Origin of the sequence: Lactobacillus sp. M0390 (genome assembly GCF_016102085.1) — a bacterium.
Classification (GTDB): Bacteria; Bacillota; Bacilli; order Lactobacillales; family Lactobacillaceae; genus Lactobacillus; species Lactobacillus apis.
Genome location: NZ_JACFPH010000001.1, coordinates 518,491 through 545,300 on the forward strand (window position 1 = coordinate 518,491; position 26,810 = coordinate 545,300).

20 protein-coding genes and 1 other RNA gene are annotated in these 26,810 nt (G+C 36.5%); 4 read left to right on the forward strand and 17 right to left on the reverse strand.

From position 1 onward, the window contains the following. Nucleotide 1 precedes the first annotated feature (1 nt). The 10 genes from H3R25_RS02480 to H3R25_RS02525 all read right to left on the reverse strand — a co-directional run bounded on the left by H3R25_RS02480 (nucleotide 2) and on the right by H3R25_RS02525 (nucleotide 8,536). The gene (locus H3R25_RS02480; RefSeq protein WP_198194218.1) at nucleotides 2–1,057 is read right to left on the reverse strand and encodes a carbamoyl phosphate synthase small subunit; all 1,056 of its coding nucleotides are present in this window, start codon (nucleotides 1,055–1,057) and stop codon (nucleotides 2–4) included. Nucleotides 1,058–1,061: 4 nt separating this feature from the next. Then, the gene (locus tag H3R25_RS02485; RefSeq protein ID WP_198194219.1) at nucleotides 1,062–1,970 is read right to left on the reverse strand and encodes an RluA family pseudouridine synthase; all 909 of its coding nucleotides are present in this window, start codon (nucleotides 1,968–1,970) and stop codon (nucleotides 1,062–1,064) included. Continuing rightward, on the reverse strand, nucleotides 1,970–2,428 hold the full coding sequence (gene lspA, locus H3R25_RS02490; protein ID WP_074425351.1) for a signal peptidase II: 459 nt from the start codon (nucleotides 2,426–2,428) through the stop codon (nucleotides 1,970–1,972). Before lspA ends, H3R25_RS02485 begins: the two co-directional genes overlap by 1 nt. Nucleotides 2,429–2,437: 9 nt before the next feature. Next, a complete protein-coding gene (locus H3R25_RS02495; protein WP_198194220.1) occupies nucleotides 2,438–4,114 on the reverse strand; it encodes a formate--tetrahydrofolate ligase in 1,677 nt (558 codons plus the stop codon). Nucleotides 4,115–4,286: 172 nt separating this feature from the next. Further along, complete coding sequence (locus H3R25_RS02500) at nucleotides 4,287–4,625, reverse strand: hypothetical protein (RefSeq protein ID WP_046306880.1); 339 nt, start codon at nucleotides 4,623–4,625, stop codon at nucleotides 4,287–4,289. 11 nt (nucleotides 4,626–4,636) lie between these two features. Then, nucleotides 4,637–5,863 carry a metallophosphoesterase gene (locus tag H3R25_RS02505; RefSeq protein ID WP_198194221.1) on the reverse strand — a complete coding sequence of 409 codons (1,227 nt, stop codon included), beginning with the start codon at nucleotides 5,861–5,863 and terminating at the stop codon, nucleotides 4,637–4,639. Further along, nucleotides 5,860–6,984, reverse strand: coding sequence for a class I SAM-dependent RNA methyltransferase (locus H3R25_RS02510; protein ID WP_198194222.1), 1,125 nt, complete (start codon nucleotides 6,982–6,984; stop codon nucleotides 5,860–5,862). The genes H3R25_RS02505 and H3R25_RS02510 overlap by 4 nt, the downstream gene beginning before the upstream one ends. A gap of 65 nt (nucleotides 6,985–7,049) precedes the next feature. Then, nucleotides 7,050–7,417: RNase P RNA component class B (gene rnpB, locus H3R25_RS02515), an RNA gene on the reverse strand. Between the two features lie 26 nt (nucleotides 7,418–7,443). Then, the gene (locus tag H3R25_RS02520; RefSeq protein WP_046306883.1) at nucleotides 7,444–7,875 is read right to left on the reverse strand and encodes a DivIVA domain-containing protein; all 432 of its coding nucleotides are present in this window, start codon (nucleotides 7,873–7,875) and stop codon (nucleotides 7,444–7,446) included. A gap of 91 nt (nucleotides 7,876–7,966) precedes the next feature. Beyond that, nucleotides 7,967–8,536: a DUF1273 domain-containing protein gene (locus H3R25_RS02525; protein ID WP_198188624.1), complete on the reverse strand. Its 570-nt coding sequence runs from the start codon at nucleotides 8,534–8,536 to the stop codon at nucleotides 7,967–7,969. Between the two features lie 69 nt (nucleotides 8,537–8,605). Here H3R25_RS02525 and recU point away from each other — a divergent pair, with 69 nt between their 5' ends. After that, a complete protein-coding gene (recU, locus tag H3R25_RS02530) occupies nucleotides 8,606–9,247 on the forward strand; it encodes a Holliday junction resolvase RecU (RefSeq protein ID WP_232349866.1) in 642 nt (213 codons plus the stop codon). Next, complete coding sequence (locus H3R25_RS02535; RefSeq protein ID WP_198194223.1) at nucleotides 9,228–11,567, forward strand: transglycosylase domain-containing protein; 2,340 nt, start codon at nucleotides 9,228–9,230, stop codon at nucleotides 11,565–11,567. The genes recU and H3R25_RS02535 overlap by 20 nt, the downstream gene beginning before the upstream one ends. 119 nt (nucleotides 11,568–11,686) lie before the next feature. Here the strand turns inward: H3R25_RS02535 and nth are convergent, their stop codons facing one another. The 7 genes from nth to H3R25_RS02570 all read right to left on the reverse strand — a co-directional run bounded on the left by nth (nucleotide 11,687) and on the right by H3R25_RS02570 (nucleotide 24,841). After that, nucleotides 11,687–12,316: an endonuclease III gene (gene nth / locus H3R25_RS02540; RefSeq protein ID WP_187157921.1), complete on the reverse strand. Its 630-nt coding sequence runs from the start codon at nucleotides 12,314–12,316 to the stop codon at nucleotides 11,687–11,689. Between the two features lie 4 nt (nucleotides 12,317–12,320). Beyond that, the gene (locus H3R25_RS02545) at nucleotides 12,321–12,962 is read right to left on the reverse strand and encodes a DnaD domain protein (protein ID WP_109715497.1); all 642 of its coding nucleotides are present in this window, start codon (nucleotides 12,960–12,962) and stop codon (nucleotides 12,321–12,323) included. A 75-nt stretch (nucleotides 12,963–13,037) separates the two neighbouring features. Beyond that, a complete protein-coding gene (gene asnS / locus H3R25_RS02550; protein ID WP_187157922.1) occupies nucleotides 13,038–14,336 on the reverse strand; it encodes an asparagine--tRNA ligase in 1,299 nt (432 codons plus the stop codon). A 66-nt stretch (nucleotides 14,337–14,402) separates the two neighbouring features. Beyond that, a complete protein-coding gene (locus H3R25_RS02555) occupies nucleotides 14,403–14,885 on the reverse strand; it encodes a hypothetical protein (RefSeq protein WP_187157923.1) in 483 nt (160 codons plus the stop codon). Next, a complete protein-coding gene (locus H3R25_RS02560; protein WP_370567419.1) occupies nucleotides 14,854–17,664 on the reverse strand; it encodes a helicase C-terminal domain-containing protein in 2,811 nt (936 codons plus the stop codon). Before H3R25_RS02560 ends, H3R25_RS02555 begins: the two co-directional genes overlap by 32 nt. Nucleotides 17,665–17,683: 19 nt before the next feature. Beyond that, nucleotides 17,684–21,301, reverse strand: a complete 3,618-nt coding sequence (gene addA / locus H3R25_RS02565) for a helicase-exonuclease AddAB subunit AddA (protein ID WP_187157924.1) — start codon at nucleotides 21,299–21,301, stop codon at nucleotides 17,684–17,686. 3 nt (nucleotides 21,302–21,304) lie between these two features. Next, a complete protein-coding gene (locus tag H3R25_RS02570; protein ID WP_198194224.1) occupies nucleotides 21,305–24,841 on the reverse strand; it encodes a PD-(D/E)XK nuclease family protein in 3,537 nt (1,178 codons plus the stop codon). Between the two features lie 77 nt (nucleotides 24,842–24,918). Here H3R25_RS02570 and mvk point away from each other — a divergent pair, with 77 nt between their 5' ends. Continuing rightward, the gene (gene mvk, locus H3R25_RS02575) at nucleotides 24,919–25,827 is read left to right on the forward strand and encodes a mevalonate kinase (RefSeq protein WP_198194225.1); all 909 of its coding nucleotides are present in this window, start codon (nucleotides 24,919–24,921) and stop codon (nucleotides 25,825–25,827) included. Further along, nucleotides 25,827–26,786: a diphosphomevalonate decarboxylase gene (gene mvaD, locus H3R25_RS02580; RefSeq protein WP_198194226.1), complete on the forward strand. Its 960-nt coding sequence runs from the start codon at nucleotides 25,827–25,829 to the stop codon at nucleotides 26,784–26,786. The genes mvk and mvaD overlap by 1 nt, the downstream gene beginning before the upstream one ends. Nucleotides 26,787–26,810 lie beyond the last annotated feature (24 nt).

A 26,810-nucleotide genomic window follows, 5' to 3' on the forward strand; every position in this document is an offset into this window, starting at 1 on the left:
ATTACACCATCATCTTTATAAAACTGTCAAAAATTTCCAGTGCATCTAGACTACCAGGAGCCCCTTCTGCATTAAAAGCGGTAGCTATTACCTTTTCTTTTTTATTACTAAAACCAGCTATTAGATTACTATGTAAATCAAGATATGATTGGTTAAGTTCTAGTTGAATACTAGCAGGTGCGACTAACTGGTCAATATTCATTGCAGTTTGCCAAATTTTGTTGGAATGTTGCTCAATTACTGGAAAATTAGTTCCATTGTAAGTTCTGGATAAATTGACAAGTTCAAAATTTAAATAATCACTCAACGCCAAAAAGCCTAGGCCAATTCCCCATAATGGAGATTTACCATAAAAGGCTTCAAAAATAGGGCTAAGAGTAGGACTAACTTCTTCAACTTTACCAGGACCACCTGAAACAATAATACCGTCTGGCCGCAAATTTTTAATATCAGGTACAGAAACGTCATATGGTAAAACGGTTGCGTTTATTTTTCTCAAAGATAATTCGCGCAGCATTGAATGCTTCAAACCCAAATCAATGATTGCTACAGTCTTACCGACATTTGGTACAGCATACGGATTTTTAGTAGAAACACTTGCAGACTTATTCTTTGGTAGAACTAAGGCTTTGATTTGATCAAAAGCATGTTCATCGTCAGTGTCCATAATTGAAGCTTTAATTGTTTTTTCTTTAACTAAGCGATGGACAAGAGCCCTGGTATCAATATTCGAAATTGCAGGAATATTCTTTTCCTTTAAAAAAGAATCAAGATCTTGAAAATTTTCACTATCAGAAATATTTTTAGCCACATCGTTGACAATAATGCCTTTTACTGTGGGATTAATACTCTCATAGTCAATGGCATTAATTCCGTTACTACCAATCATAGGGGTAGTAAAAACCAGAATCTTACCAGCATTGGTCGGATCTGTTAACGCTTCTTGATATCCAAAGTTGCTCGTTTGAATTGCTAATTCACCAGTTGAAATAATTGAGGCGCCAAAGCCTTCTCCAGCAAATGAACTACCATCTTCAAGAATTAAAAATCGCTTCATTTAATCACTTAGTTTCTCTTAGTTCGGTTAGTTTCTGAGTAAAAATTTTTGGAGGATCAACTTTGAATTCTAGCCACTGATTTGTTTTAGGATGATTAAAGCCTAAGACTGCAGCATGTAAAAATTGACCATGCCCTTTTAAGGTATGATGCGGTCCATACAACGGATCGCCTGCTACTGGGTGCCCAATATACGCTAAATGAACCCTAATTTGGTGTGTCCTTCCAGTTTCAAGTTGACATTGAATCAAACTATAATTTTGAAATTGTTCTAAAACCGTAAAATGAGTAACAGCATTTTTACCAGTTTCAGTTACAGCCATTTTCTTTCGATTAAAATGATCTCTACCAATTGGAGCATCAACTAAGCCTGAATTTTCACCAAAATTACCATGAACAATTGCAAGATATAAACGTTTATTTGTTTTGTGCGCTAATTGTTCTTCTAAACACTCACGTGCCTGAGCATTTTTAGCAATCATTAATAAGCCTGAAGTATCCTTATCAATTCGATGAACTATCCCAGGTCTAAAACCTTCAGGACTAGCTGCTAAATCTTTGGTATGGAACAACAATGCATTGACTAATGTATGATCGGGATGTCCCGCTGAAGGATGAACGACCATGCCTTGCGGCTTATTAACCACTATAACGTCTTCATCTTCATAAACAATGTCCAATGGGATATTTTCCGGATCAATTGATAATGGTTTCAGTGCAGGAACATTGACAACGATATGATCGCCTTGTTGAACTTTATACGAAACTTTTTCGTTAACGCCGTTTACAAGAATATGGTTGTCTTTAACAAGTTCCTTGATTCGTGTGCGTGATAATGTGCTTATTTTTTCAGCAATAAACTTATCTAAACGTTCATTTTCGTTTGCAACTTCTAATTCATATCTTTCAGGCATTAGTTTTTATCACTTTCATCAAAAAAGAGTAGGTAAATAAATACCAGAACAATACCAACAGTAATTGCAGAATCCGCAAGATTAAAAATATTAAAGTGAATGAAATCGACTTGAATCATGTCTATAACATATTTCAAATGAATACGGTCAATCAAGTTGCCAATAATACCACCTAAAACCAAAGCAATACCAAACTTAAATAATTTGCTATGAACATTGGCTTTAAATAGATAGTAAAGGCATACGAAAATCGCAATGGCACTGATAATGTAAAAGAGCCACATTTGACCGGTCAGAATATTCCAAGCTGCTCCACTATTTTGAAGATAATTAAAAGATAGAATGCCAGGAATAATCTGATGGACTTCACCGACTTCATAATTAGTGGCGATAAAATGCTTAAGAACTTGATCGCCGCTAACGACAACCGCAGTAATAATAAGGTATAAAAAACTCATACTTTAAACTTAGAATAACCCGCTAATTTTACCGTTATTGTCAACGTCAATATCAAGTGCTGCTGGATGTTTTGGTAATCCTGGCATATCTAAAACATGTCCAGTAGTAATCACGATAAAACCTGCACCATTCTTCAAACTTGCACCTTTGACATGCAAAGTGAAATCAGTCGGAGCGCCCAACAATTTTTGATTATCAGTAAACGAATATTGTGTTTTAGCAATGATAACGGGTAATTTGTCCTTCCCCATTTTTTCTAATTCGTGAATATCACGTTCAGCTTTTTCGGTGTATTCAACGTTACTTGCGTGGTAGATCTTTTGTGCTACTTTTTCAATCTTAGTTTTCACTGGATCATCATCGTTGTATGTTGATTGCAGGTTGGCTTGGTTTGAGTTTGCTAAGTCAATAACTGCTTGAGCTGCTTCTACACCGCCTTTAGAGCCTTCTTCATGATAGTCAACTACTATTGCATCGATTCCTTGTTCTTTAACAAGGTCTTGCAACAATTCAAGCTCTTTTTCTGTATCCGTAGCGAATCGATTAATCAAAACAATTACAGGTACATTGTAGTTTCGCATGTTGTTCATATGACGTTCTAGATTTTTAAAGCCTTCGCGTAAAGCATCAAGATTTTCTTTGTCTAGATTGTCTGTTGAACCTTCTGCTTGATATTTTAGAGCACGAACAGTTGCGACAACAACGCTAGCGTCTGGCATCTTTTCTAAGTGCTTTGAAACAAAGTCCATAAACTTTTGTCCGCCCAAATCACTACCAAAGCCTGCTTCAGTTAATGTGTAATCACTTAAGTGCAGAGCCAAGTTTGTTGCCATCACGGTATTAGCTCCATGAGCAATGTTGGCAAAAGGACCACCATGAACAAGTGCAGGTGTGTGCTCGATTGTTTGAACTAAGTTAGGCTTAAGAGCATTAGATAGCAGTGCAGCAATTGCGCCTTCGAAATGAAGATCTTTTACGTAAACTGGCTGATCATCTTTAGTGTAACCAACTAGCATTAAACCGATACGTTTCTTCAAGTCGTTGATGTCAGTTGCTAAACACAAAATGGCCATTAATTCATTTGCAACCGTGATTGCAAAACTTGATTTATGTTCAACACCGTTAAATTTTGAACCTTGGCCAATTGTAATATTACGCAAGCTACGATCGTTTACGTCAATTCCACGCTTAAGCAAAATACGATCCGGATCAAGGTTTAGTTCATTTCCTTGATAAATATAGTTGTCAACTAGGGAAGCTAAAGTATCAATTGCAGACGTCAAGGCATGCATATCACCAGTAAAGTGAAGGTTAATGTCTTCCATTGGAATGACTTGAGCTTGGCCACCACCAGTAGCTCCACCCTTTAAACCAAAAACTGGTCCCATTGAGGGTTCACGTAAGGCAATTACAGTTTTCTTGTGTAATTGATTATTGATAGCATCACCTAAGCCGATTGTCATAGTTGACTTACCTTCGCCAGCAGGTGTTGGTGAAATAGATGTCACTAGGACCAATTTACCTAAATGATCATTTGCCATTGTTTTATTGATAGCTTTCCAATTGATTTTGGCTTTATCATTGCCATATGGTTCAATATCGTTTTCATTTAAGCCGATTTTTGCAGCGATTTCTTTGATAGGTAATGCTTGAGCATCTTGAGCAATTTGAATGTCTGATTTCATTGCGCATGCCCCTTTCTATATATAAAAATTTAATTGTTAATGTTTAAAATGCTTTCAGTCTTTTCATATTAGAATTTAGGTCCCACCTTTTTAATAACTTAATACTAATTATAACAAATTTTGCTTAATATTATTCGCTTATTGGTAACGATAGTAAAACTTAATATTCCTGTTAATTAAACTTACTAATTCCTAACAGATAGTATGTTTGCAAAGTAGAAATCTTAATTTCATAGACATTGAAGAACTGCCAAGTGTAGCGTAACTTTGGGGCAACCTGACAGTTGATTTTCTTTTTAAATGGAAGTTTTAAAATCATTTTAGTCCAATATGAAGCTAAGTAAGTATAGATTACTAGTAGTAAAAAGATAATTCCAAAACAAATTGCAGGCCAATTTACTGCTTTTGTGCTTTCATAAGCTAGCGTTAAGGTTGTGAAAAGAACAATTAGCAGCCAGCTATAGTAAATAATGCCGACTCTTCCTAAAATAATAAAATGGTGTTTTTTCATTAATATCTCTCTTAATAATCTATTTGCACCTGTAAATTACTATGATCAGTAGTATCATACAGCGTCTTTAAATACTTGGAAAAACGTGGTCGCTGGGTAACCAAAAGCTTAAATTCTGATGACGAATAAAGTTTGGCCAAGTCACTTTGGCTAATGTGGTTATGCCCTGTAAAGTAGTTATAATTCATTTCAATGAATAAGTGATCCACTTTTTGAAGTAGCGCGGAATTGTTTGTGGTGTCATCCTTTTGACTAGAATTATTCGTTAAATTATGAAGTTGAATTTCCTTTAAATAATGATGAAAATTCATTAAAGTAGGATTTTTTTGTTCTTCAGTAGTTAAATATGGTGTCATATTAAAAATACGCCGTTCATATTGAAGGGAATCTGGTGTGATTTTGACAACACCGTAAGCTTGGTCATAAGAGCAGAAGCTTGAAGTTACAATTTCAGTAGTTGGCGTTGGAAATTGTGGATCAACGATGTTTTGAGCATGAATATGACCAGAAAAAGCCGCTTTAACATCATATTCCTTACATAATTGCCGAATAAACGGAGCATTATTTAAAACAAAGCCTTGATTTACTGCAGGATTATGAGCGTACAGATTATGATGCATAAATAAAACAGGTTTTAAATGATGAACTTTTGCAAAATCTAACTGCTTTCCCAACCAGACTAATTGTTCTTCGTTAATTTGACCAGCTGTAGATGGTGCACCGATTGCCTCATGTTGACCATAGATATTAGAATCTAACATGAAAAACAAATAGTCAGGATTAAACTGGACACAATAAGCTAGAGAATGATGATCTCTTTTTAATGCACATTCATAAGAACTATTAAAAACTTTGCGCCAGTTTACAGGACTAATTTGTTCAGTGTACAGTTGTTGATCTTTTTTAAATTCTCGCGCCCAGCCATCATAAATATCATGGTTTCCGGGTACAACTAGGAGCTTGGTGTCAGTTAAGGAGCTAAATATCTCTTGAAACTTTTGTGCAGAAATTAGTTCACCGTTGAAAGTAACATCACCAGTAACAATAATTGCTGCTGGCTTTTTTTCGTTTGCCATCTTACAAAAAGCACGTAAGGCAATTTCCTGGTAATCTAAGTCCTTACCTTGACTTGTTTTCTGGATGTTTCTAAAAGCTTCCCCACCATCATGCAAAGAATCTGCGATTAAGTGAGTGTCGGTTATAATCCAAAATTCATCATTTAATCTGTCAGTAATCATTTTTTCTTAGCCCAATATTGATAAAAGTCAACACGTAAATTTCCGTTGAATAACTTACGTTTCTTTGTAGCAGTTTTTCCGAAAAATTGTTCAAACTCTGGATCACCCACTAAATAGTATTGGCTAAAGTCATCGTACTTAGAAAGTGCTTCTCCCATTTGAACATAAAGCTCTTCGGCAGTCTTTTTCTCTTTAAGACGCTTACCGTATGGCGGATTAGCAATAATTACACCATTTTCTAAATCAGTTGCAAAATCTTTAACAGCTACTTGCTTGAAATAAATATCCTGTAAAACCCCTGCATTATTAGCGTTCAATTTGGCGATTTCTAAAATTGATTGGTCTATATCACAAGCCCAAATTGGTTGGTCAAGGGTTTTAACCTCTGACCTTGCTTGTTCTAAAAAATCATCATGTAAATCAGGATCAAACCAATCAAAATCATCAAAAGCAAATTTTCGCCAAGTTCCAGGAGCAATGTTTCGGCCAATTAAGGCTGCTTCAATTGCTAAGGTACCAGATCCAGTCATTGGATCAATCAAGGGATGCGTTCCATCATAAGGAGTTAACTTAATTAAAGAAGCTGCAAAATTTTCTTTTAAAGGAGCTCCACCGTGCTCAATACGATAGCCGCGCTTGAATAAACTTGCGCCAGTGGTATCAAGAGAAATTCGAGCAAGATCTTTATAGATATGAATGTCCAAAGGATATTCACTACCTGTTTCAGGTAAAAAGCCACGGCGATGGTACTGATCAGACATTTTATTAACAATCGCTTTTTTTACAATTGATTGGATACCTGGCTCCGAATGTAGTTTAGAACGAACTGAACGACCTTGAACAGGGAACTTTGCATCAACAGGCAGTAATTCTGCCCAGTCAATGTCATAAACTTGATTGTAAATAGTATCAAAATCAGTTGCTTTGAACTCTTTAAGTAAAATTTTAACCCGATCAGCAGTTCTTAGCCATAAGTTAGTTTTAACTATGTCAGATTGGTCACCTTCAAAAAAGACACGACCATTTTCAGTACGTGTTTCATAGCCAAGTGATTGTAATTCTTTTGCTACTACGCTTTCAAAGCCAGCACCCATTGTTGTATATAGTTGATATTTTTTCATTTATTAACTCTTTCGTTTAAAAAAAGCGCTGAGCCCTTTGAAAAGCTCAGCGCTGCCATGCAAATTTCTATAAGCCACGTTCTGTTCCAGTAATTTTGGCATAATTACCTTCAGCAGCCATCTATCTTTGCTAAAAAGCAATCCAACCATTTAGTTCATTTCCTTTTGGTTGAGACGCCCCCACCAAATTTGGGTTGCACACTCGCAGGGTTTACCTCGTTCCACCAAGAGTGTTTCCACTCAAGCTTCGTCACTGTGGCACTTTTCAGAATATTCATGCATATTATTACTAACTTAGCATTTTTTTCGCCGTAATTGTTTAAAATCCTTTAGCTTATTGGGCTAAATACGATCACTACAAGCATCGCAGCTTGTGTGTGCGTGGACTTTCCTCAGCCTGACTTAAAAAGTCAAACCGCGACTGCTCAAAATTTGCACTATTAAAAATTATAACAGAGCTTACTCTTTTTGTAACCCATAAACTCGTTGCTCAAGGTTGTAAACTTTACGTTCTAGGGCTGAAATTCGTTGAATTATTGCCATATTTGTTGAATTCTCTGTTTGTGAATCGTCGCTAAGTGAATTAAACGCATCACTGCTTTGACTTGGGTTATATGTTTTAACCGTATCATCAGAATGAATTGGCGTAATTCGTCTTGTTTTCTGCAAATCAGCGGGAGTCTCCTTTGGCTGATTATTCATTAATTCACCTTGCAGTTTACCAATCTGACCGTACAAGTCTTCAATGATTTGTTCAAATGTGTCGTAATCAGCAATCACTTGATCCAAAAAAGCATCGACTTCATCCGGATCAATTCCCTTAACTTTTGTTCTAAATTGTTTTTTTAAAATATCCTGAGTGGATAGTTTGATATCATTTAAATCTGCCATGAATAAAAGCTCCTTTAATATTCCTCTTTTATTCTAGCAAAAAGCCCTCTTTCTTAAAACTAAAAAGCTAAGCTTAGAAAAAGTTTTATATTTAGTTGATAAAATTGCTTTCATCATGGTCCGATTGATATTCTTCCGCAAAATCTTGCAAATCATAAAAGTCAATTAATTCTAAAGGATAATCGTTTTCTTCCTGAAAGTTTTTAATTGCGGTATAATCGAACTTAGGTTTGCCTGGGGTTTCAGGATCGTAAATCATCATCGCTCCATCAGTATGCAATAACATGAAATTTTGATAGTTTCGCAACTGAACTGGGCTTTGATATGGCTTATTAGAAGTAGCTGCAAAAAAGTCAACTTGACTCTTAAGAGTTAAAAATTTGTTTTGGTTTGCCTCATTCCAACGATTAGCAAATTCTTCATATGGAATAATGATTGAAACATGCAACGGGTATTTTTCTCTTAAGCTAATTGCGACTTCGCAAGCCCACTGCTCGATTCCTAGATTAGCCCCAGTAATTAGCCAGTCAAGCTGATCGTTTTCTAGCAAATCGATTAACCGCTTTTCTATTAGTAATTTAATTAACTTGATTTTAGGGTCCTTATCACCGAAAGTATTTAACTCATAATTTCGGTACCCAGTGATCCAAAGACGTTGCATAGTGAAAGAGATGGCTCCTTATTCAAAAAGTTTACCTTTATTGCTATAATGCTAGCAGGAGTGAGATTGATGGTCAAATATCCGAGTGGCAGCTCTGCCGCTTTTCGTAAATCCAGCGATAAACCTAAAAAAAGAAAAAAGTATGTCCATAAAGATGATATTAGCTTTTCTGATCGCGGGATGACTCTTGAACAAATGATTAATGAATCAAACAAATATTACCTAACAAAAGAAATTGCGGTTGTTCATAAAAAGCCAACCCCAATTCAAATTGTTAAGGTAGATTATCCTAAACGTTCAAGAGCTGTAATAAAAGAAGCTTATTTTCGCCAAGAATCCACAACGGACTATAATGGTGTATATAAGGGTTATTACCTCGACTTTGAGGCTAAAGAAACCAAAAATAAAACGAACTTTCCCTTAAAGAACTTTCACGAACACCAAATTATTCATTTGGAGCAATGTTTAAAGCAGCAAGGGATTTGTTTTACGATTATAGGTTTCACTGCACTTAATAGATACTTTGTTACCCCTGCAAGTGCGATTATTAAAGCTTGGTGGGAAAAGGACAAAAGTTCAGTAACCATAGAAGAAGTTGAAGAATGGTCAATTGAAATTACTAGTGGCTTTCAACCCACTTTACCCTATTTAGAGGCAGTTGATCAATTCATCGCAGATAGGAAATTAAATAATGGCAAACAGAAATTATAATTCAGATAATGGACGCGAATCACGAGAAAGTTACCGTAAAAGTCTGCCAAAACCATTGTGGCGACGAATAATCAGCTGGCTATTTTTGGCTATTTTTCTAGTACTGCTTTCAGGAGTTGGACTTTTTGCATATTATGCCAAGGATGCTCCCAACATAAGTAGAGCTCAACTACAAAGCGGTGGTTCAACTGCTCTTTACAATACTGATGGCAAGTTTCTACTTTCATTGGGTTCTGAGAAAAGAATTTACGCTAAAGATAATTCAGACATGCAGTTGTTAAAGGATGCAATTGTATCTGTTGAGGACAAACGTTTTTATAAAGATAAACTTGGCATTGATCCAATCAGAATTGTTGGCTCAATGTTAACAAATGCCAAAAGCCAAAGTGTTTCAGCGGGTGGTTCAACGATTACGCAACAGTTAGTTAAGCTAACCGTCTTTTCAACTGACCCTTCACAAAGAACGCTTCGCCGTAAAGCGCAAGAAGCATGGCTTGCAATGCGGGTGCAACGAGAATATTCACATGATGAAATTCTCGAGTTTTATATCAATAAGGTATATATGAATTACGGCAATTATGGAATTGGTACTGCAGCAAACTTTTATTATGGTAAGAAAATTGGTGAACTAGACTTGGCTCAAACAGCATTACTTGCTGGAATGCCTAATCGACCAACAGTTTATAATCCATATGTCTACCCTAAATATGCTAAGTATCGTCGAGATCTTGTGCTAAAAGCAATGCTCGATAACAAAAAGATTACCAACGAACAATATCAAACGGCGAAAAATGAAAGCATTACTAAGGGAATAAAGCCACATCGTCAACGTGCGCAATCTGATTTACGTAAAATAGATGACCCTTACATTAAAGAAACTATCCAAGAAGTAAAAGATAAAGGCTTTGACCCTTACCGTGACAACCTAAAGATTACAATTAATATTGATCAAAAAGCCCAAAACAAACTATATGAGTTAGCTAACAGCAATCAGGTGCCTTTCACAAATGACAAAATGCAGATTGGTGCATCTGTTGTAGATCCAAGTAACGGTCATGTGGTAGCTATAATTGGTGGTCGTCACTTACCTTCCACGGTTCAATTAGGACTTGATCGTGCTGTTCAAACAAGTCGATCCACTGGATCTTCAATTAAGCCAGTTCTTGATTATGGTCCTGCAATTGAATATTTAAACTGGTCAACGGCCAAAATGTTAGATGATAGTAAATACTATTACCCTAACACTGATATTCAACTCTATGACTGGGATAACAAGTATGATGGATTAATGACAATGCGTCATGCTCTAGAACAATCGCGAAACGTTCCAGCCGTTAAAACTTTGAAACAAGTTGGCGTTAAGCGAGCTTCCAAGTTTGCTGGTCAAATGGATATCCATGTTCCTAAAAACTCAGGTCTCTCTGTAGCAATTGGAGCCGATGCTTCAAGTTTGCAAATGGCTGGTGCCTATGGTGCTTTTGCAGCAAACGGAATCTATCATAAGCCACAATTTGTTTCAAAGATTGAGACTCCTGATGGCTTGACTAGAAATTATGACTCTGAAGGTATTAGAGTGATGAGCAAGTCCACAGCTTATATGATTACAGATATGCTTAAAGGCGTTATTAAGCGTGGGTCAGGAACTAATGCTCAGATTAAAGATTTATATCAAGCAGGAAAAACCGGATCAGTCAAGTATTCCAATGAGGAACTTGCTCGCTACCCTAGTTACGGTTCTACGCCAAAAGACTCTTGGTTTGTGGGCTATACGCAAAGCTACTCTATCGGGGTATGGACTGGTTACGATAATCTTAAAGATGGTACTATTTCAGGAATTGGCCAACAATCTGCACAACTCTTCTATAAGAACATGATGACTTATATGATGAGAAACAAGCAAAATGTTGATTGGCAAAAACCGAATTCGGTAATTAGAGCCAAAATTGCCAAAAACTCTAATCCGCCAATGGTGTCCTCTACTGGTGAATGGCAACTATTTGTTCGTGGGCATGCTCCTGCTGGAATTGTTGATGACACTAGCGACGATAAAGACGATGATTCAAGTTCAACCAATTATAATGAACAAAAGCGTGCAGTCGTACCAAGAAAGAAATCTTCTGATAATCATTCGGATGATAACAAAAATAATACAGGACATGATCGCGATCAGGGCAATGCAAATAATAATTCTGGTAAGCCTGATAAGGACAAAAACAAAGAAAAGCCAAATCAAAATAATAATTCTGATACAACTGAAAACAATCAAGGTAATGATTCTGACTCACAAAATCAACCTCCTGAAGAGCATGAACATCATTAAGTAATAGAGAAAAAAACGTCAACTCAATCTATGAGCTGACGTTTTTTATTGCATTGGGCAATTTACTAATTAGTAGTAAATCCCTACTCTTTATTCACATGACTTAACAAAGAGCCTTTTTATTTTGTCTTCAAATATGTGTACGGATCATCTTTATCACGTGCGGTCATCGAATAGCGACCAAACAGAATCATTGCATGATGAGTGTGAATCCATTCATCTTTGGGCAAAATCTCTTCTAACCTCTTTTCAATTTCCAAAGGTTTGGCATTTTGTGGAACGATATGGAATCTTTTTGAGATGCGAGATACGTGCGTATCTACTGCAATAGCGGGGACGCCAAAGCCATCAGCTAGAACAACATTAGCGGTTTTCTCTCCTACTCCAGGCAAAGAAACCAAATCTTTTTTGTTTTCAGGAATCTGGCTATGATATTTATCAACCAAAATTTCAGCAGTTTCTTTTAAATGCTTAGCCTTGGAATGAAAAAGACCAATTTTTGATATATGATTTTCAATGTCTTTAATTGAAGCTTTTGCTAATGCATCTGGATCTGGGTAATCTTCAATGAATTTTGGCATTACTCGATTTACCATTTTGTCGGTTGTCTGTGCACTCATTAAAACAGCACACAATAAATGAAATTTATTGTCCCAAACCAACTCACTTTTAGCATCGGGATACATTTGATTAATAGTTCGCAATACTTTACGAGCTTCCTCTGTACTCAATAATTTTTCTTTAGGCATTTCTTTATCGATTCCTTTGTAAAAACTTCTGAACTTCGCTTGTTGTCTTTAAGTTATGTCTTTGCCAATTAAGTAGAACCCGATCAACATACTTAAGGCTATATGCTTGCGATAAAACTGCTTCTCGCAAGGCAAGTTTTATTATTTCTGGATCATAGTGGTCAACGTTTAACCAAGCAGAAATTTCTTCACGTTCAATTGGACTTAAGTAACGACCAAACTCAATCTCAAATTGTCTCATTAATTGGTTCAAAGGACTATTGTCAATTTCGGAAGTAGTGTTTGTAGTTTCTTCCCCAGACTTCGGTGTTGCGACATTTTTTTCTAGCAAATTATCTAATTTTGAATAAAGCCGATCAAGATTATAATAGTTGCCAATGCGTCCTTTTTCATCTGTCACTTGATCTATCGTTAAATCGTTTTTATCTATTAACTGTTGAATGATACTAGCAATTTCTGTCGCTGAAAAATTAGTATTGGCTGCCATCTGTTCATTCGATGGAAACTTGTTTCCTTTTTGTGCAAATAACTCTAATTGGATAATTAAAATCAGTTCAGAATTAGTAATTTTAAGTTGAGGATAATACGCAAGTAATCCGTTTGAGAGTACGGTAAATCCTAAAAAGCGGTAGTCATTATATTGCATGACAATTTCTCCCTTTTAAAAAAGTTGAACTAAAGTAACTTAGTCCAACTTTTTAACTTATTTAATTAATCAAATTTAAGGTTCAACTCTGTTAATCATTCTTGGGAACGGAATTGCTTCACGTACGTGATCTAGCTTACAAATCCAAGCAATTACACGTTCAAAGCCCATTCCAAAGCCAGAGTGTGGCACGCTACCATACTTACGTAAGTCAAGGTACCAGCTGTAATTATCTTCGTTCAAACCGGCTTCCTTAATTTGCTCTCTTAAGGTGTCATAATCGCTTTCACGCTCAGAGCCACCCATAATTTCGCCATATCCTTCTGGGGCTAAAACATCTGCACAAAGATATTCTTTTGGATTTTCAGGGTTCTTCTTCATGTAGAATGGTTTAATTGAAGTAGGATAGTTGACAATAAAGAATGGACGATCAAATTTTCCGGAAATGAAAGCTTCATCTGGAGCACCAAAATCATCGCCCCATTTAAAGTCACGACCGTCTTCTTGAAGCATTTTTACAGCATCATCGTATGATAAACGGGTGTAGTTTCCTTCAGCAGCTGGTTCCAATTTCTTTGGATCACGACCAAGTAAACTTAATTCATATTGGCAATTATCTAGTACTTGCTTAACAACGTATGAAAGAAAACGTTCTTGAATATCAAGTGATTCATCTTGATGCATCCAAGCCATTTCCGGCTCCATCATCCAGAATTCAGTTAGGTGACGACGAGTCTTAGATGCTTCAGCTCTAAAGGTTGGTCCGAAAGTAAAGATTTTACCGAAAGCCTCGGCACCTACTTCACCATATAATTGTCCAGATTGAGAAAGATAAGCATCTCCACCGAAATACTCAGTATGGAATAATTCAGTAGTGCCTTCTGGTGCAGAATGCATAAAAATTGGGGCATCAAATTTTACAAAGCCTTCGTTTTCAAAAAAGTCGACTGTGGCTTTAAAAATCATGTTTCTAATACGCATAATTGCGAATGGCCTTCTACTGCGTAGCCATAAATGGCGATGATCGAGTAAAAAGTCAATTCCGTGTTCCTTGTTGCCAATTGGATAGCCTTCGCTATTAGTAACAACTTTTAAATCAGAAATTTGAATTTCATAACCAAAGTGTGAGCGTTCATCTTGATGAACAGTACCGGTAATGTAGAAGCTAGCTTCTTGGTGTAAAGACTTAGCAGCTTCGAAAACTTCATCAGAAACATCATTTTTTCTGATTACACCTTGAAAGAATGCAGTACCATCACGTAACTGCAAGAAAACAATTTTTCCGCTTGAGCGCTTATCTGTTAGCCAAACATGCATTTGAACTTCTTCATCTACATGTTTAGAACAATCAGCAATTGAAATTAATTTTGTCATAAATTCTTGTTCCACTTTCCTTATCAAATCAATTTAATCATACCAAAGATTTTGCTATTTAGCGACTTAACCTAGCAAATTTCCATTTTTAAATTCATATAATTGGTATTGATAGTGATCAGACGAATCTTTTGCTGTCACTTCCCAAACTGCTCGATTATTGTACCAACCTAGATTAACTTTGGTAATTTTGTTATTAGGATTTTGAGCCTGATAGCTACTTCGAACTTTTGCTTCACCAACACCCTTTTTAGCTGAGAGTAAGTAGCCTTTTTTCGAACCAGGCAGGTAAATAAAATAGTATTGTTGGCGATTTTTACTTGAACCTTTTAACGAATAACTGTTAACTCCCCGATCTAAGTGATAATTTTTTTCAATTTTAGTAATTGGGGACTTAGCTAATGCAATTTGATTTAATTGCTTTGTTTCGTTTCGTTCAGGGTTACTTGCTTTATAAAAAATGAGAACTGAAGCGGCATAGAGGAATATAATTATTCCAATAAGCCATGCTACAAATTTAATCGTTTGTCTTGTGTCGTCTTCTATCATAGTTATCTAACTTATTCCGTAATTCTTTTAAACTAATTTTGTTTGTTTTAACAGGGATAGCATTTAAAAATACTTTACCATAATCTTTTGTCCAAAGGCGTGAATCTAAAATTAAAAATTGACCACGATCGTTTTCACCACGGATTAGCCTTCCCATCCCTTGCTTAAAACGAATGATTGCACGCGGAATTGTATCTGTCTTAAAAATATCAATTCCTTGTTTCTGCAATTGTTGCTGGCGTAATTTTACTTCAGGCAAGTCTGGAGATTCAAAAGGTAATTTTGCTGCAATTACGAGGTCGATATTACAATCATGGAAATCGATTCCTTCCCAAAAACTGTCAGCTCCTAAAATAATTGCCTTTTGAGCAATTGCAAAGCGTTTAGTAATGCGGTTGTTAGAGCCTGAAACTCCTTGAGCCAAAATTTCAAAATCACGCAGAGCTGGAGAATTCGAAATTATACTGTAGACATCTTTGATTTTATTCAAATTGGTCATCAGCACAAGCACGTGATTTTTATGGTTTAAATCATGTTCTAGTATTTCTGCCAGTGATTGATCAAATTGGTTAGTGGCGACATCAGGTAGATCACTAACGGCAAGTACTTGCAAATGACTTTCCAATTTGAAGGTGCTTTTACCAACATATTCTTGGGGATGCATATCTGTTAAGGCAAGTTGTTTAACAAGATAATCAAAGTTGCCTTCACTTGTTAAGGTAGCACTGACAAAAGAAAGATGATCAAAACGATCGTAGATTTGTTTTAGTTCATCTGAAGCGTCAAGCATTAACCAACTTAAATTTGCACTTAGTGGATCAGCTGGATTAGTAAAAGTAACAATAAAGCCTTCTTGACTCATACTGGTATCTGTTTGTAATAAATCAGATAGCTGGTAGCTTTTGGTAATGTAAAAATCAAGGTGATCAATTTGCTCTGTGATTTCACTTAATATAGCGTCTCGATCAGTGCCTGAAGTGTCTGTTTCATTATAAAGCTTAAACAAAATCTCGTTTGTTTGCTGGCGGACTTCTTCAAGTTTCTTTTGCAGTTTGGCTAAAGTAGCTAAAAACTTGCTGTCTTCGCCGAATAAGTCGCTTGCTTGAAAACTCAATAATAAATTACCATTCGGCAACATGTTTTTGCTAATTGCCCGGCTACGTTTTTGATAAAGTTCTTGCTGCAACTGGTTGATGATATTGATTAGTTTAAGGATTGCCGGGTCTAATTTTGCCAGTAAGAAATTAAACTGCACATCATCACCATACTGGTTTAGAACACTATCATCTGCATAAAAGAGCAAATTGCGTAAATGTGTCAAAGTGCCCCAAAAAGATTCAAATTGGAACGAATCATTACGTGAAGTAATAACGTTATCAACAAAGCGATGTGCTTCGTCAATTACTAAGTAAGGATTTTGTCCCCAAATTGAATCATTGTAGTGATTAGCCAAATATGCGTGATTAGTAACAAGAATGTCTGCTTCTTCTTGTCTTTGGCGTGCTAAATTCCAAAAGTCAACGTCCGCAAAACTACTTCCAACACGTGCGTCACCAGGATGTGATATTTTAACAAATAACGGTGCCTTATAATTGGTTAATTGCAGTTCATCTAGGTCACCAGTCTTAGTTTCTGTTAACCAAACCAAAATCCGCATCTGCAAGACTAAAGTCATTTTATTAGGCGTGCCCTGATAAAGGGTTTGATAAAACCCATCAAGATCCAAATAATGACTACTTGATTTAACAACTTCTGCCGCTAAATCAAGTTTAGTTACATTTAGTAGCTGTGGCACTTCCTGACTAATAATTTGATCTTGTAGTACTTTGGTTGGTGTAGCAATTACTAATTTGCGATTAGTGTAGAGCCGGTATGAATATGCAAACAAGTAAGAGAAAGTTTTCCCTGTCCCATTTGGAGCTTCTACCAATAAAGCCCGTTGATCGGGACTTTCAAGAAAAAGATTAATTCGGTTAATCAAGTCAACTTGCGGCTGGCGATAATTAATTTTGTTTTTAAATAAACTATACTTCGCCTTATTATTAGTTGGAAAAACAGCTTCGGCGCCACCGTTTTTAACCGTTGAATGTACTTCCTGTTTTTGCAAAACGACGTTACGCACTTGCATCTGACTTTTATCTAGTGGTCGCTTTTGCTTGCGAGCTTCATCTGCGATTGTCGAGAAAACCCATGACGTATCACGAATTAAACCGTGAGCTAGTGAGCTCAGCGTATTTAAAGTTGCTTGCGGTAGCGATTCAAGCTTTTTGATGATTTTGATTAGTAAAACTGCGGTTCCATATGCGTCAGAATCTGCCTTATGCGGATTAAGATGCTTTATTTGAAGCTGATTGGTCAAATCTGTTAGTTTATAGGACGGTAATGTGGGGAAAGCGATTTTAGCTAATTCAACCGTGTCAATTGCTCGGTTAGTTAGAGCTTCATAACCATGTTGCACAAGTTCATAATTCAAAAAAGGTAAATCAAAATTGACATTGTGTGCTACGAACACAGTGTCCTTCAGAATCTTGATGATTTTTGGTGCGTAATAAGAAAAGTCCTTTTGGTTGGCAACATCACTATCATGAATGTGGGTCAAATTTTGAACCGTTAAAGGAATTTCGCGATGAGGGTTAATCATAAAAGAATAGGTCTTGACGACTTCCATGTTTTTAATAATCGCGCAACCGAATTGAATTATATGGTTATCGTCTTCGCGCTGGGTACCTGTTGTTTCGAGATCAACGACTGCAAAGGTATCCTTAGCAAAAGCAGTCATCAGTTCACCTTCATTTCAATTAATTTATTTCTACTATTTTTTCTGCGTCAAGTAAGATTAGGTACTTATGTTTAACTGGCTTTTCAGCAAATGAGTTAAGTGCTCGCTCGTATAAACGCAGTTGACCAGTATACTTTTGCTTAATATTAGCAATTGCTAAATCTAAATTATGCTGATCAATGTGGTCAGTTTTATAATCAAATAATATTATGCCATCATCTTCAACGAAATAACCATCAATTGTACCATGAATTAATATTTTAGCATTTGGATCACTAAAATCGTTAAACAAGGTACTAGCAGAAAGCAAGCTGGAAAATTCAACCTCTCGCTTAAGTTGAGCAGGATTTTGCCAGAACGGTTTAGCAAAATCACTGTGAACGAACCAATTGATTTGTTGCTGATTAATGCTAGGGACAATTTCTGGATTTAACTTATCTTGTTTAATTAAATCTTTTATTTCAAGTTCAAGTTGTTCCGGCTCACCTTTTTGATTGTAATCGTAGTACTGGAGAAGCAAGTGTGTCGCAGTCCCAATCTCTGCTCCAGTAAATTTAGTTTCAAACAAAAAGTCAGGTTTAGTTTCAATTGGCTGAAGATAACGATTGGTTGAAGCCAATAAGTGTGCATTTTCTAACTCAGTTTCCAATGGATCATTGAATGCTTTCTTTATTTCAGAAACAGATTGATAAGCTGTAGTCGAACTGGCATCTCTGAAAGGATAGTCGTAGTCGTACAGCTTAGGAGCTATTCGTGTTAATAAAGCATAATCTTTGTCAGAGGCCACTTCTTCTGTTTTAGCTATTTCAGAAGAAATTTTTTCATTTTCATAATGGACTAACAAAAATGGTGTCTCTTCATCTAATGAATTCGTGATATCACTAATCTTGATTTCAGGATATTTGTCAAAATTAATTGCTGGGCCAATAAAACTCATTGAGCTAGTAGCGCTTAATTTACTACTTAAAGGCAATTTCTGTTGACCATTAAGCTGATTTTGCCACTTTTGGCGCGTTTTTTCGTAATTTTTGACTTCTGTAATAAGAATCAGTTTTTGGCGTGCACGTGTCATCCCTACATAAAGAATACGTGCCTCTTCTTCTAATAATTGCTGCTTTTGAGCAATATTATCATAAGATTTGAGCAGTGTATCGGCGCGATAATGTTCTTGCCTGATTGTTAGACCCAAATTATTTGCATTGATAATATAATTACCGCTTAAATCGCGCATTTGGTAGCGGTGCTGTAAACCAATATAAAAAACAATTGGGAATTCAAGTCCTTTAGAACCATGGACAGTCATTAGTCTGACAGAGTCCCCCGCTTCTTTAGTAACTAGAGGTTGTGCTAAGTCTTTTTGACTGCGCCTCATTCGCTCAATAAAGTTAATAAACTGATATAGTCCTTTAAAGCCAGCACTTTCATATGAACTGGCACGCTCATAAAGTGCTTCAAGGTTGACACGTCTTTGCTTTCCGTTTGGCAAAGCAGTCATTATTTCAAGTAAATTAGTTCGTTCGTAAATGCTCCAAATTAACTCAGAAATACGATGATTAGCTGCAAAGTGACGTAACTCTTCTAATTGATTTAAAAAAAACTTTGTTTTTTGACTCAGCTCATCATTGACCGCAACATAAGAAGTTAAGGCATCATAAAAACCGGTATTTTTACTATGTACTCTGATTTTGGCTAAATCAGTTTCAGTGAAATTAAATAGTGGCGACCGCAATACTGCAACTAGCGGAATATCCTGATCTGGGTTATCAATGATACGCAAGTAGTTTAGCACAATTGTTAATTCAAGCGTTTGAAAGTAATTTTTCGCATCCGTTACCAGTAACGGAATGTCATTTTTGGCAAACTCCTGCATAATTGCTAAATTGTCGCTACGACTTCTAGTTAAAATCGCAATATCGCTGTACTTAAAGTTCCGCTTTTCCTTTGTCTGAGTATCGTAAACTTGCAAATTCTCGTTTTTAAACTGCTTAATTCGGTTAATCACCATTGCAATTTCAGCTGAATCGATTTCGTCTTCATCTTCGGTATTAGTTGAACCATCTTGGCCATCTTTTTCGCTATATATTAGTTCACTGGCCTGGGGCAGTTTTTCAGGATAGTAATTAGCACCTAAAACTAACTGCCCTTCTTTTTGGTAGTCAATCCCACCAAAGTCAGTAGTCAAAACATGATCAAATACCTGGTTAACGAGTTTAATTACCGGCTTTGTTGAACGGAAATTTGCAGATAATAGAATCCGTTCATCCTGCTTGTTCTCATCTTTAGCTGCCTCTTGATACTTATGGAGGAAAAGCGAAGGCTCAGCTTGACGGAAACCGTAGATTGATTGCTTAACATCCCCCACCATAAATAAATTATTTTGTCCGTCCTTTTTAATCAACTGCAGTATTCGTTCTTGCAAGGAATTAATATCCTGATATTCATCAACCAAGATTTCTTTGAACTTAGTTTGATAAAACGACCGCGCCATTTGCGAATTTGAAGTATCTTGACTCAGTATTTGATAAGCAAATTGCTCCATATCACTGTAGTCAACCAGATTTTCTGCACGCTTCAATTGGTCAAATCGCTCAATTAAGGCCAGCTCTGCTTTAACAATTGCAGTCATAATTTGATGCCCTTTGTTTAGTAAAGCGATTTGTTCTTTTTCATCAGTAGCATAAAAGGAGGTAAAAGACGTAAATACTTGCTCAGAAGCATCTTTTTTAAGTTCAACGCATTCCTCATAAAAATCAAGTAAATCTTCATCCCATTTGCTCGATTTACGAAAACTAGTAAAGAGGCAACTTCTTAGTAGCTCTCTTTGTTTATCATAATTTTCATCTCTTTCAATACTAGCCAGATAATTTTGCAAGCACTTATCAAAGAGTTGGAAGCTGTCTTTAACCTTTGCTAATTCTTTGGTTTCCATGGCAGCTGTTGCCAGCAACTGCTCAAGTTTTTCCTTTAAATCAGAAAAAGTGGTCAAAAGATAAGGCTTAATGTTCTTTTGCCATAGCTTTGAATGAGTGACATCGTCACCAATTTCATATTGAGTTGGTAAACTTTTTAACCAGTCACGGTAATCAGGCTTAGCCATTGCATAATTATATAAGTCTAATAACAAGTCACGTGCAGACTCAGCACTACGGTCGCCGGCAAAATTTTCGTAAAAAGCAATAAAAGCTTGATCATCGTTTTCTAAAAATTCACTTTCAATTTCTTGCAGTGCTCGCTCACGCATTAATGCTGCTTGAGTCTCATCCGTTAAAACACTAAAACTAGGATCAAGGTCAATGATATAGTAAAAACGATGAATAACATCTAGACAGAAAGCATCAATCGTTGAAATATTAGCAGCGTCAATTAAGTTAAGCTGCTCTCGTAAGTCAATTTTAAGTTTTTCATGCTTATTTAGTCTCTGCTCAAGGGCACTTTTAATTTTTGCTTTCATTTCTTGGGCAGCGGCTTTAGTAAAGGTCACGACTAATAACTCATTTACACCCGTTCCAGTGAGAATTTCCTGCATAAGTCTCTCTACTAAAACAGTTGTCTTTCCGCTCCCAGCAGAAGCAGAAACCAGAATATCAAGGTCACGATCGTCTATTGCTTGCTGTTGTTCATTCGTATAATCTGGCATCACTTATTCCTCCTTTCTCAGTTTCTCCTTAATTTTGGTCATTAATTCTGTTTTACTCAAATTATCAATTTGATGGTATTTATTTTCTTTTAGCATTGCATCAAAGAAGAAGATATCCCGATAGTCAGAGTATGTCAAAGCAGTGACTTGCTGTCCATATTTATAGGGATTGAGCTGAACCTTACCAGAGAGAATTTGACTAGATGCATCTTTGATTAATTCTTCATCATATTTTAGAAGAAGTTCAATTTCTTCATCATTAAACGCGTTGCCACGAAAACTCAACGAACCATCTTTCTTACTATTGACCCCAGCATAGATTTCCGAAGTAGTACCACCATTACTTAGTGCAGGATCGGCGTCTAAGATAACGGCCTGATCATAGTTAATAAGACCGTTATACTTGAGCTTCGTTTTTCCATCTAAATTAGCTTGCTTAAGTTGTAAGTTATTGCCGTATAGATCTTTACCATTTAAACGTTCAGTTTGTCTGGTAATGGTTTGGTAAAATGCTCCGAGTAATGACATCGGCTCTTTACCAGTAAAAAACTGCTGATTTCGCATTAGTACATCCATATACGAGACCATTTGCAGTGAAATTCCCTGATAAAACAGTCCTAAATTAAACTTTTTGGCGGAAGACTTATAGTCGATAACTTGGGAAATGTACTCGTTTTGATCACTAACCTTTGCCAAATCGACCCGGTCCATTTTTCCTCGTAAATTGACATAATGCTTCCCATCTAGATTTGGCACTAATAAGTCTAGTCCAGGTACTTTTTCACCAAAGCCAAAGCTAAGTTCAGAGTACTTTGCTCTTAATGGAGTCTTTTTAACCGCGCGATGCCAATTAACAGCCACATTAGTAGTGGTTTGATCGAGACACTTAAAGAGGAACACATTAAATGGATCATTACGAAGTTGTTTATATTTTGCTTCGCTCTTCATTTTTTCACGAGCAACTTCAAGCAATTGATTCAGCTTCAGATCATCAATTTCGGCCAAATCAAGCTTTTCCTTATTCAGCTCTTTCACTAAACGATCAAAAGTTTCATGGAAATAATTTCCGGCTTGGATCACATCAAATTCATTATCAAATCGTTTGCGTAAACGAAGGCCATAATTTAAAAAGTATTCATAAGAATTTTCATAAAAAGTTTCGAGTTGCGAAACTGAAGAGTTTAGGTTTTCTCCGTATAATTGCTGAGCAAGCTCTGCACCGATATCTTGTGGGTGATTGTCAAACTGACTTGCGTCAAGCACCATTTTAGTCTTTTTAGGGATGCGCTCTTTAGTCAGTTCAAATAAGTGCTCAATATTAACTTCTGGATGTGCCTGCTTAAGATAAGTTAAATACCCAAGACTAGCTTGCGGATTGGTTAAAAAAGACAAGAGATCATTTAGCTTTTCTGGAAGATTATGTTGAGCAAATTCAACTCTTTCCTTTTCTTCAGCCTCTTTTTTATTAGCTGCTTCTTGCACGCTGGTATCGACACCTGCGACACGTTTAAGTCGTTCATAATAAATAGAAGGTTGAACCGACTCGTTCTCTGCGTTTACTACAGAGTATGAAACATAGGTCATATCACTACCAAGCGCCAGTAGCAGACCAAATTGATAATTTTGGTCAAGGTTACTGGTTTGTTGCTGGTCTTCAATATAAGAATCTTCTTTAAATGCACCACTGTTAGTTAAAGTTTGTAAATTTTCAGAGCTCAAAAAGCCTGGTACATTTTGAATCTTAGGCAAACCTGTATTGGTGGCGCCCATGATAAAGACCTGCTTGTAGCCACTGAGTTGAACAATTCCCGTTTCAGAAATGTTGACAGCATCTAGTGTAGAAGGAATCTGGGCAAATGTTGCTTCTTTAAAGCCATTGATTAGTACATTGAAGAAACTGTCAAGCTCAAACTCATCAGGATTGATTAATAGATAGTCATGAAGCAGTGTAATTAACAAATCCCAAACTTGTTCAGATTGCCTTGCTTGTTGAAGGTCACCGTCTTCTTGGGCATCTTGGCGCCACTTTTCTAGCACTTCTTGCACGTGATTGTTAACTAAAAAGTTGAAGAAAATGGTAATTGCCTTTCGCGTGTCTGTTTCTTCTGCTAGTTTTTTTAACAAAGAAGTAATCTTTTTAACAAAAAAGTCCTTTAGTTTTTCAATTTTGGCAACTTCATCTGGAATTTTGTCCAATCGAATGACTTCAGCAGCAATATAATCTGTAAAATCGCGTTTCCACAAGTTATGATTAATGCCGTGGGCTAAAACAAAATTTTCGAGCTCATCGACGTCATGAATGTATGAAGTCTCATCCTTATACCAATCCGGAATAATTAAGTGTGTCTTCATAATCGCAAGCATATTTTGTGTTTGGAGTGGCCTAGTTAACAGCTGAGCGATATTTTCAATTAAAACAACTAAGGGATGATACTTCATTTCCTGTTGTAAATCATTAAAAAATGGAATGTCATTTTGCCGTAAAATTGGCGAAAGATAGGTTTCGTATTCGTGCAGATTTGGCGCAAGCACTAAAAAATCGCGGTAGCGGTAATTATTAAGCGCCACCTGCTGGTAAATAGTTCGAGCAACAAAATATGCTTCAGCATACCGATTGTCGGCACGAATTAGCTGGATATTATTTAATTTTCCTACTTCAGGGACGGCACCAGTCCAAAATGAGTTAAGTAGCTCTCGGTTAGTTGGCGCTGCCGAGGGTTTAGTAGTTTCAACCTGATAATTTAGTTCGTTTACTTCGATATATTTAACCAATTGGTTAATCGTTCTTTGAATGACATAGTCATAATCGCCAGCTTCTGCTTTAGCGTCAAGCTCACCAGTTTTTGTTTTAAAAGCCAGAGTTACACTATTTGCATGCTTCATCAATAATTTAACAGTCAAACATTCCTGCAAGGAAAAGTGTGAAAAATCGCTAAAGTAAAAGTCAGTCTTACTTAAATCAATCCCACTGGCCAGAAACTCATTTAACTGTAACTGAATTTCGTTAGAAGTAGAAAACTTATCTTTAATGGTGGCAATGAAAGCTTCATAAAGAATTTTTAAATCAGCCACTTTATTTTTAGTTTCAATGTCTAACTTATCTTGATCGAAATCATCTAAGTCTAAATTACCCTCTCTAACTTGCAAAATAGTGCTATAAAGCTGTTTAACCAAGCCAGGACTAACATTGACATTTTTGAAGAGGTGGAGCTGATCACGTTTTTGTTCAATGATTTTAGCTAAAATCATTGCTGCCGCAGTGTTGTCAAGCTGGGTAGGCATTACCTGCTTTGAATCCTTTAGAAAAAACCAAGCAAGTCGTGAAAAAGATAACACTTGCAAGTTCTTAACTGATTGCTCAGTATTGCCTTGACTAATAGCAAGCCTATTTATTGCTCTGATTTCTGTGGTAAACTTAATGTGATTGGGAACAATGACAAAAGTTTGTTGCTTTGGAAATTTTTGATAATTTTCAACTGCTGCTTGTAAAACTTTTTCCTGCATTGGATCGGTTTGACGACCGACTAGAATTTTGATCATTTGTTCTCTTCTCCTTTGCTACATATTTTAGCATAGGAGCTAAATTTTTTTCACAAACATTAAGGATCTTAAATAAAATGAAATCGAGTTATTTAGCGCACGGAAAAGTGATTTTGATTGGTGAACATTCAGTGGTTTATGGCTATAATGCCCTAGCCTTGCCAATCATGTCTTTACACATTAAAGCAACCGTAGAACCGGGCCCACAAATGTGGATGGATACTGCATCATATCATGGGCCTTTTTTTATGGCGCCAGATGAATACGACGGTTTGAAGTATGTCGTTAAAACAATGCTCACAAAAGCTAATAGTAACGAAAATTTAAGGATAACTTATACAGGAGAAATTCCAATTGAGCGCGGGCTGGGCTCTAGTGCAACAGTTGCCCTTGCAACAACCAAGGCAATGAACGACTACTTTAATTTGAACTTGTCAAATGATGAAATAATTGAGGTTACTAATCATGCTGAAACAATTAACCATGGCAAAGCGTCGGGTTTAGATGCTGCGACCGTAAATTCTGATTACCTTGTCTTTTTTAATAAAAAGTCAGGTCCCAGTATTTTACGCGCCAAGCTAAATGCCACCCTCTTGATTATGGATACAGGGGAATTAGGTAGTACAAAAAAAGCTGTTGCTCAAGTTCAACAGCAAGTCCAGTCATCTCCTGTAGCTAGTGAAAAGATTAAGCAGTTGGGTCAATTGGCCGATGATACAAAACAAGCTTGGGTTAATCAAGACCGCGTTAGTGTTGGCAAAATCTTTAATGAAGCTGAAGAAATACTAGATTCTTTTGGCCTTGCCACGATTAAAATTAAACAGTTACAACAACTTGCTCTTGAAAATGGAGCCTTGGGTTTTAAGCTGTCCGGAAGTGGTTTAGGTGGAATCGTCATTGTACTTTGCGACAACATTGAAGTAGCAAAGTCAATTGCTAAAAAATGTCAAAAGGTTGCTGTTAATAGTTGGATCGAGGAAATTTAATGGAAAAAACTGTTCGTGCACACACAAATATTGCTCTAATAAAATATTGGGGAAAAGAAGACCAGGCTATGCGCTTGCCTGCTATGTCAAGTATTTCAATGACACTAGATGAATTTTATACTGATACCAAAATTTCTGATAGTGAAAAAGACCGTTTCATTTTAAATGGTACTGAGCAAACTGGTAAAAGTGCCCAGCGCGTTTTTTCGTATCTTAGATTTTTACAAGAAAGATTTGGTTTAAGTGGACACTTGCAAGTTGAATCTACCAATCATGTTCCAACTGCAGCTGGTCTTGCCTCTTCTAGTTCAGCGTTTGCTGCTTTAGCAGGTGCATTTAGCTCGTACTATGATTTGCAAATTAACCGTCAAGAACTTTCATGTTTGGCAAGAATGGGATCAGGCTCGGCATGCCGTTCAGTGTTTGGTGGCTTTGCGATATGGCAGAAAGGAAATAGCGATTTGACCTCTTATGCGTATGCAATAAATGAGCAACCTGAAATGGACTTACATTTATTAGCGGTTGAACTTAATCCTAACCCCAAAGAATTATCTTCAACTAACGGAATGCAGTTGGCCAAAACCTCGCCCTTTTTCCAGCCTTGGCTAGAACGCAATCAAGCAGAAATAGATAAAATGATTGAAGCAATTGAACAAAACGACTTTACGGCTTTGGGTCAATTAGCCGAATTAAATGCTAATGAGATGCATGCTGTTAACTTAACGGCTCAACCTGGATTTACCTATTTTGAGCCGGATACGATTAGAGCAATCAAACTTGTTGAGCAGCTGCGAAGAGAAGGAATAGAATGTTACTATACAATCGACGCTGGCCCAAATGTAAAAGTTATGACTCGGTTAAAAAATGTAAAAGAAATTACTAAGCGTTTCATATCAGAATTTGACAATGTTAAGATAGTAAATGCAAGTTTTGGTCCAGGTATCAAATATTTGGATTAATAATGTATTTAAATTGGTTAGGAG

Bases quoted from the DNA above. Each gene is read 5' to 3' on its own strand.
- mvk (WP_198194225.1), top strand. From the start codon at position 24,919: ATGAAATCGAGTTATTTAGCGCACGGAAAAGTGATTTTGATTGGTGAA.
- H3R25_RS02480 (WP_198194218.1), bottom strand. From the start codon at position 1,057: ATGAAGCGATTTTTAATTCTTGAAGATGGTAGTTCATTTGCTGGAGAA.
- H3R25_RS02520 (WP_046306883.1), bottom strand. From the start codon at position 7,875: ATGGCAGATTTAAATGATATCAAACTATCCACTCAGGATATTTTAAAA.
- H3R25_RS02485 (WP_198194219.1), bottom strand. From the start codon at position 1,970: ATGCCTGAAAGATATGAATTAGAAGTTGCAAACGAAAATGAACGTTTA.
- asnS (WP_187157922.1), bottom strand. From the start codon at position 14,336: ATGACAAAATTAATTTCAATTGCTGATTGTTCTAAACATGTAGATGAA.
- mvaD (WP_198194226.1), top strand. From the start codon at position 25,827: ATGGAAAAAACTGTTCGTGCACACACAAATATTGCTCTAATAAAATAT.
- H3R25_RS02510 (WP_198194222.1), bottom strand. From the start codon at position 6,984: ATGAAAAAATATCAACTATATACAACAATGGGTGCTGGCTTTGAAAGC.
- H3R25_RS02560 (WP_370567419.1), bottom strand. From the start codon at position 17,664: ATGACTGCTTTTGCTAAGGATACCTTTGCAGTCGTTGATCTCGAAACA.
- H3R25_RS02570 (WP_198194224.1), bottom strand. From the start codon at position 24,841: ATGATCAAAATTCTAGTCGGTCGTCAAACCGATCCAATGCAGGAAAAA.
- lspA (WP_074425351.1), bottom strand. From the start codon at position 2,428: ATGAGTTTTTTATACCTTATTATTACTGCGGTTGTCGTTAGCGGCGAT.
- recU (WP_232349866.1), top strand. From the start codon at position 8,606: ATGGTCAAATATCCGAGTGGCAGCTCTGCCGCTTTTCGTAAATCCAGC.
- H3R25_RS02505 (WP_198194221.1), bottom strand. From the start codon at position 5,863: ATGATTACTGACAGATTAAATGATGAATTTTGGATTATAACCGACACT.
- H3R25_RS02495 (WP_198194220.1), bottom strand. From the start codon at position 4,114: ATGAAATCAGACATTCAAATTGCTCAAGATGCTCAAGCATTACCTATC.
- H3R25_RS02535 (WP_198194223.1), top strand. From the start codon at position 9,228: ATGGCAAACAGAAATTATAATTCAGATAATGGACGCGAATCACGAGAA.
- H3R25_RS02555 (WP_187157923.1), bottom strand. From the start codon at position 14,885: ATGATAGAAGACGACACAAGACAAACGATTAAATTTGTAGCATGGCTT.
- H3R25_RS02545 (WP_109715497.1), bottom strand. From the start codon at position 12,962: ATGCAATATAATGACTACCGCTTTTTAGGATTTACCGTACTCTCAAAC.
- addA (WP_187157924.1), bottom strand. From the start codon at position 21,301: ATGCCAGATTATACGAATGAACAACAGCAAGCAATAGACGATCGTGAC.
- H3R25_RS02525 (WP_198188624.1), bottom strand. From the start codon at position 8,536: ATGCAACGTCTTTGGATCACTGGGTACCGAAATTATGAGTTAAATACT.
- H3R25_RS02500 (WP_046306880.1), bottom strand. From the start codon at position 4,625: ATGAAAAAACACCATTTTATTATTTTAGGAAGAGTCGGCATTATTTAC.
- nth (WP_187157921.1), bottom strand. From the start codon at position 12,316: ATGCCTAAAGAAAAATTATTGAGTACAGAGGAAGCTCGTAAAGTATTG.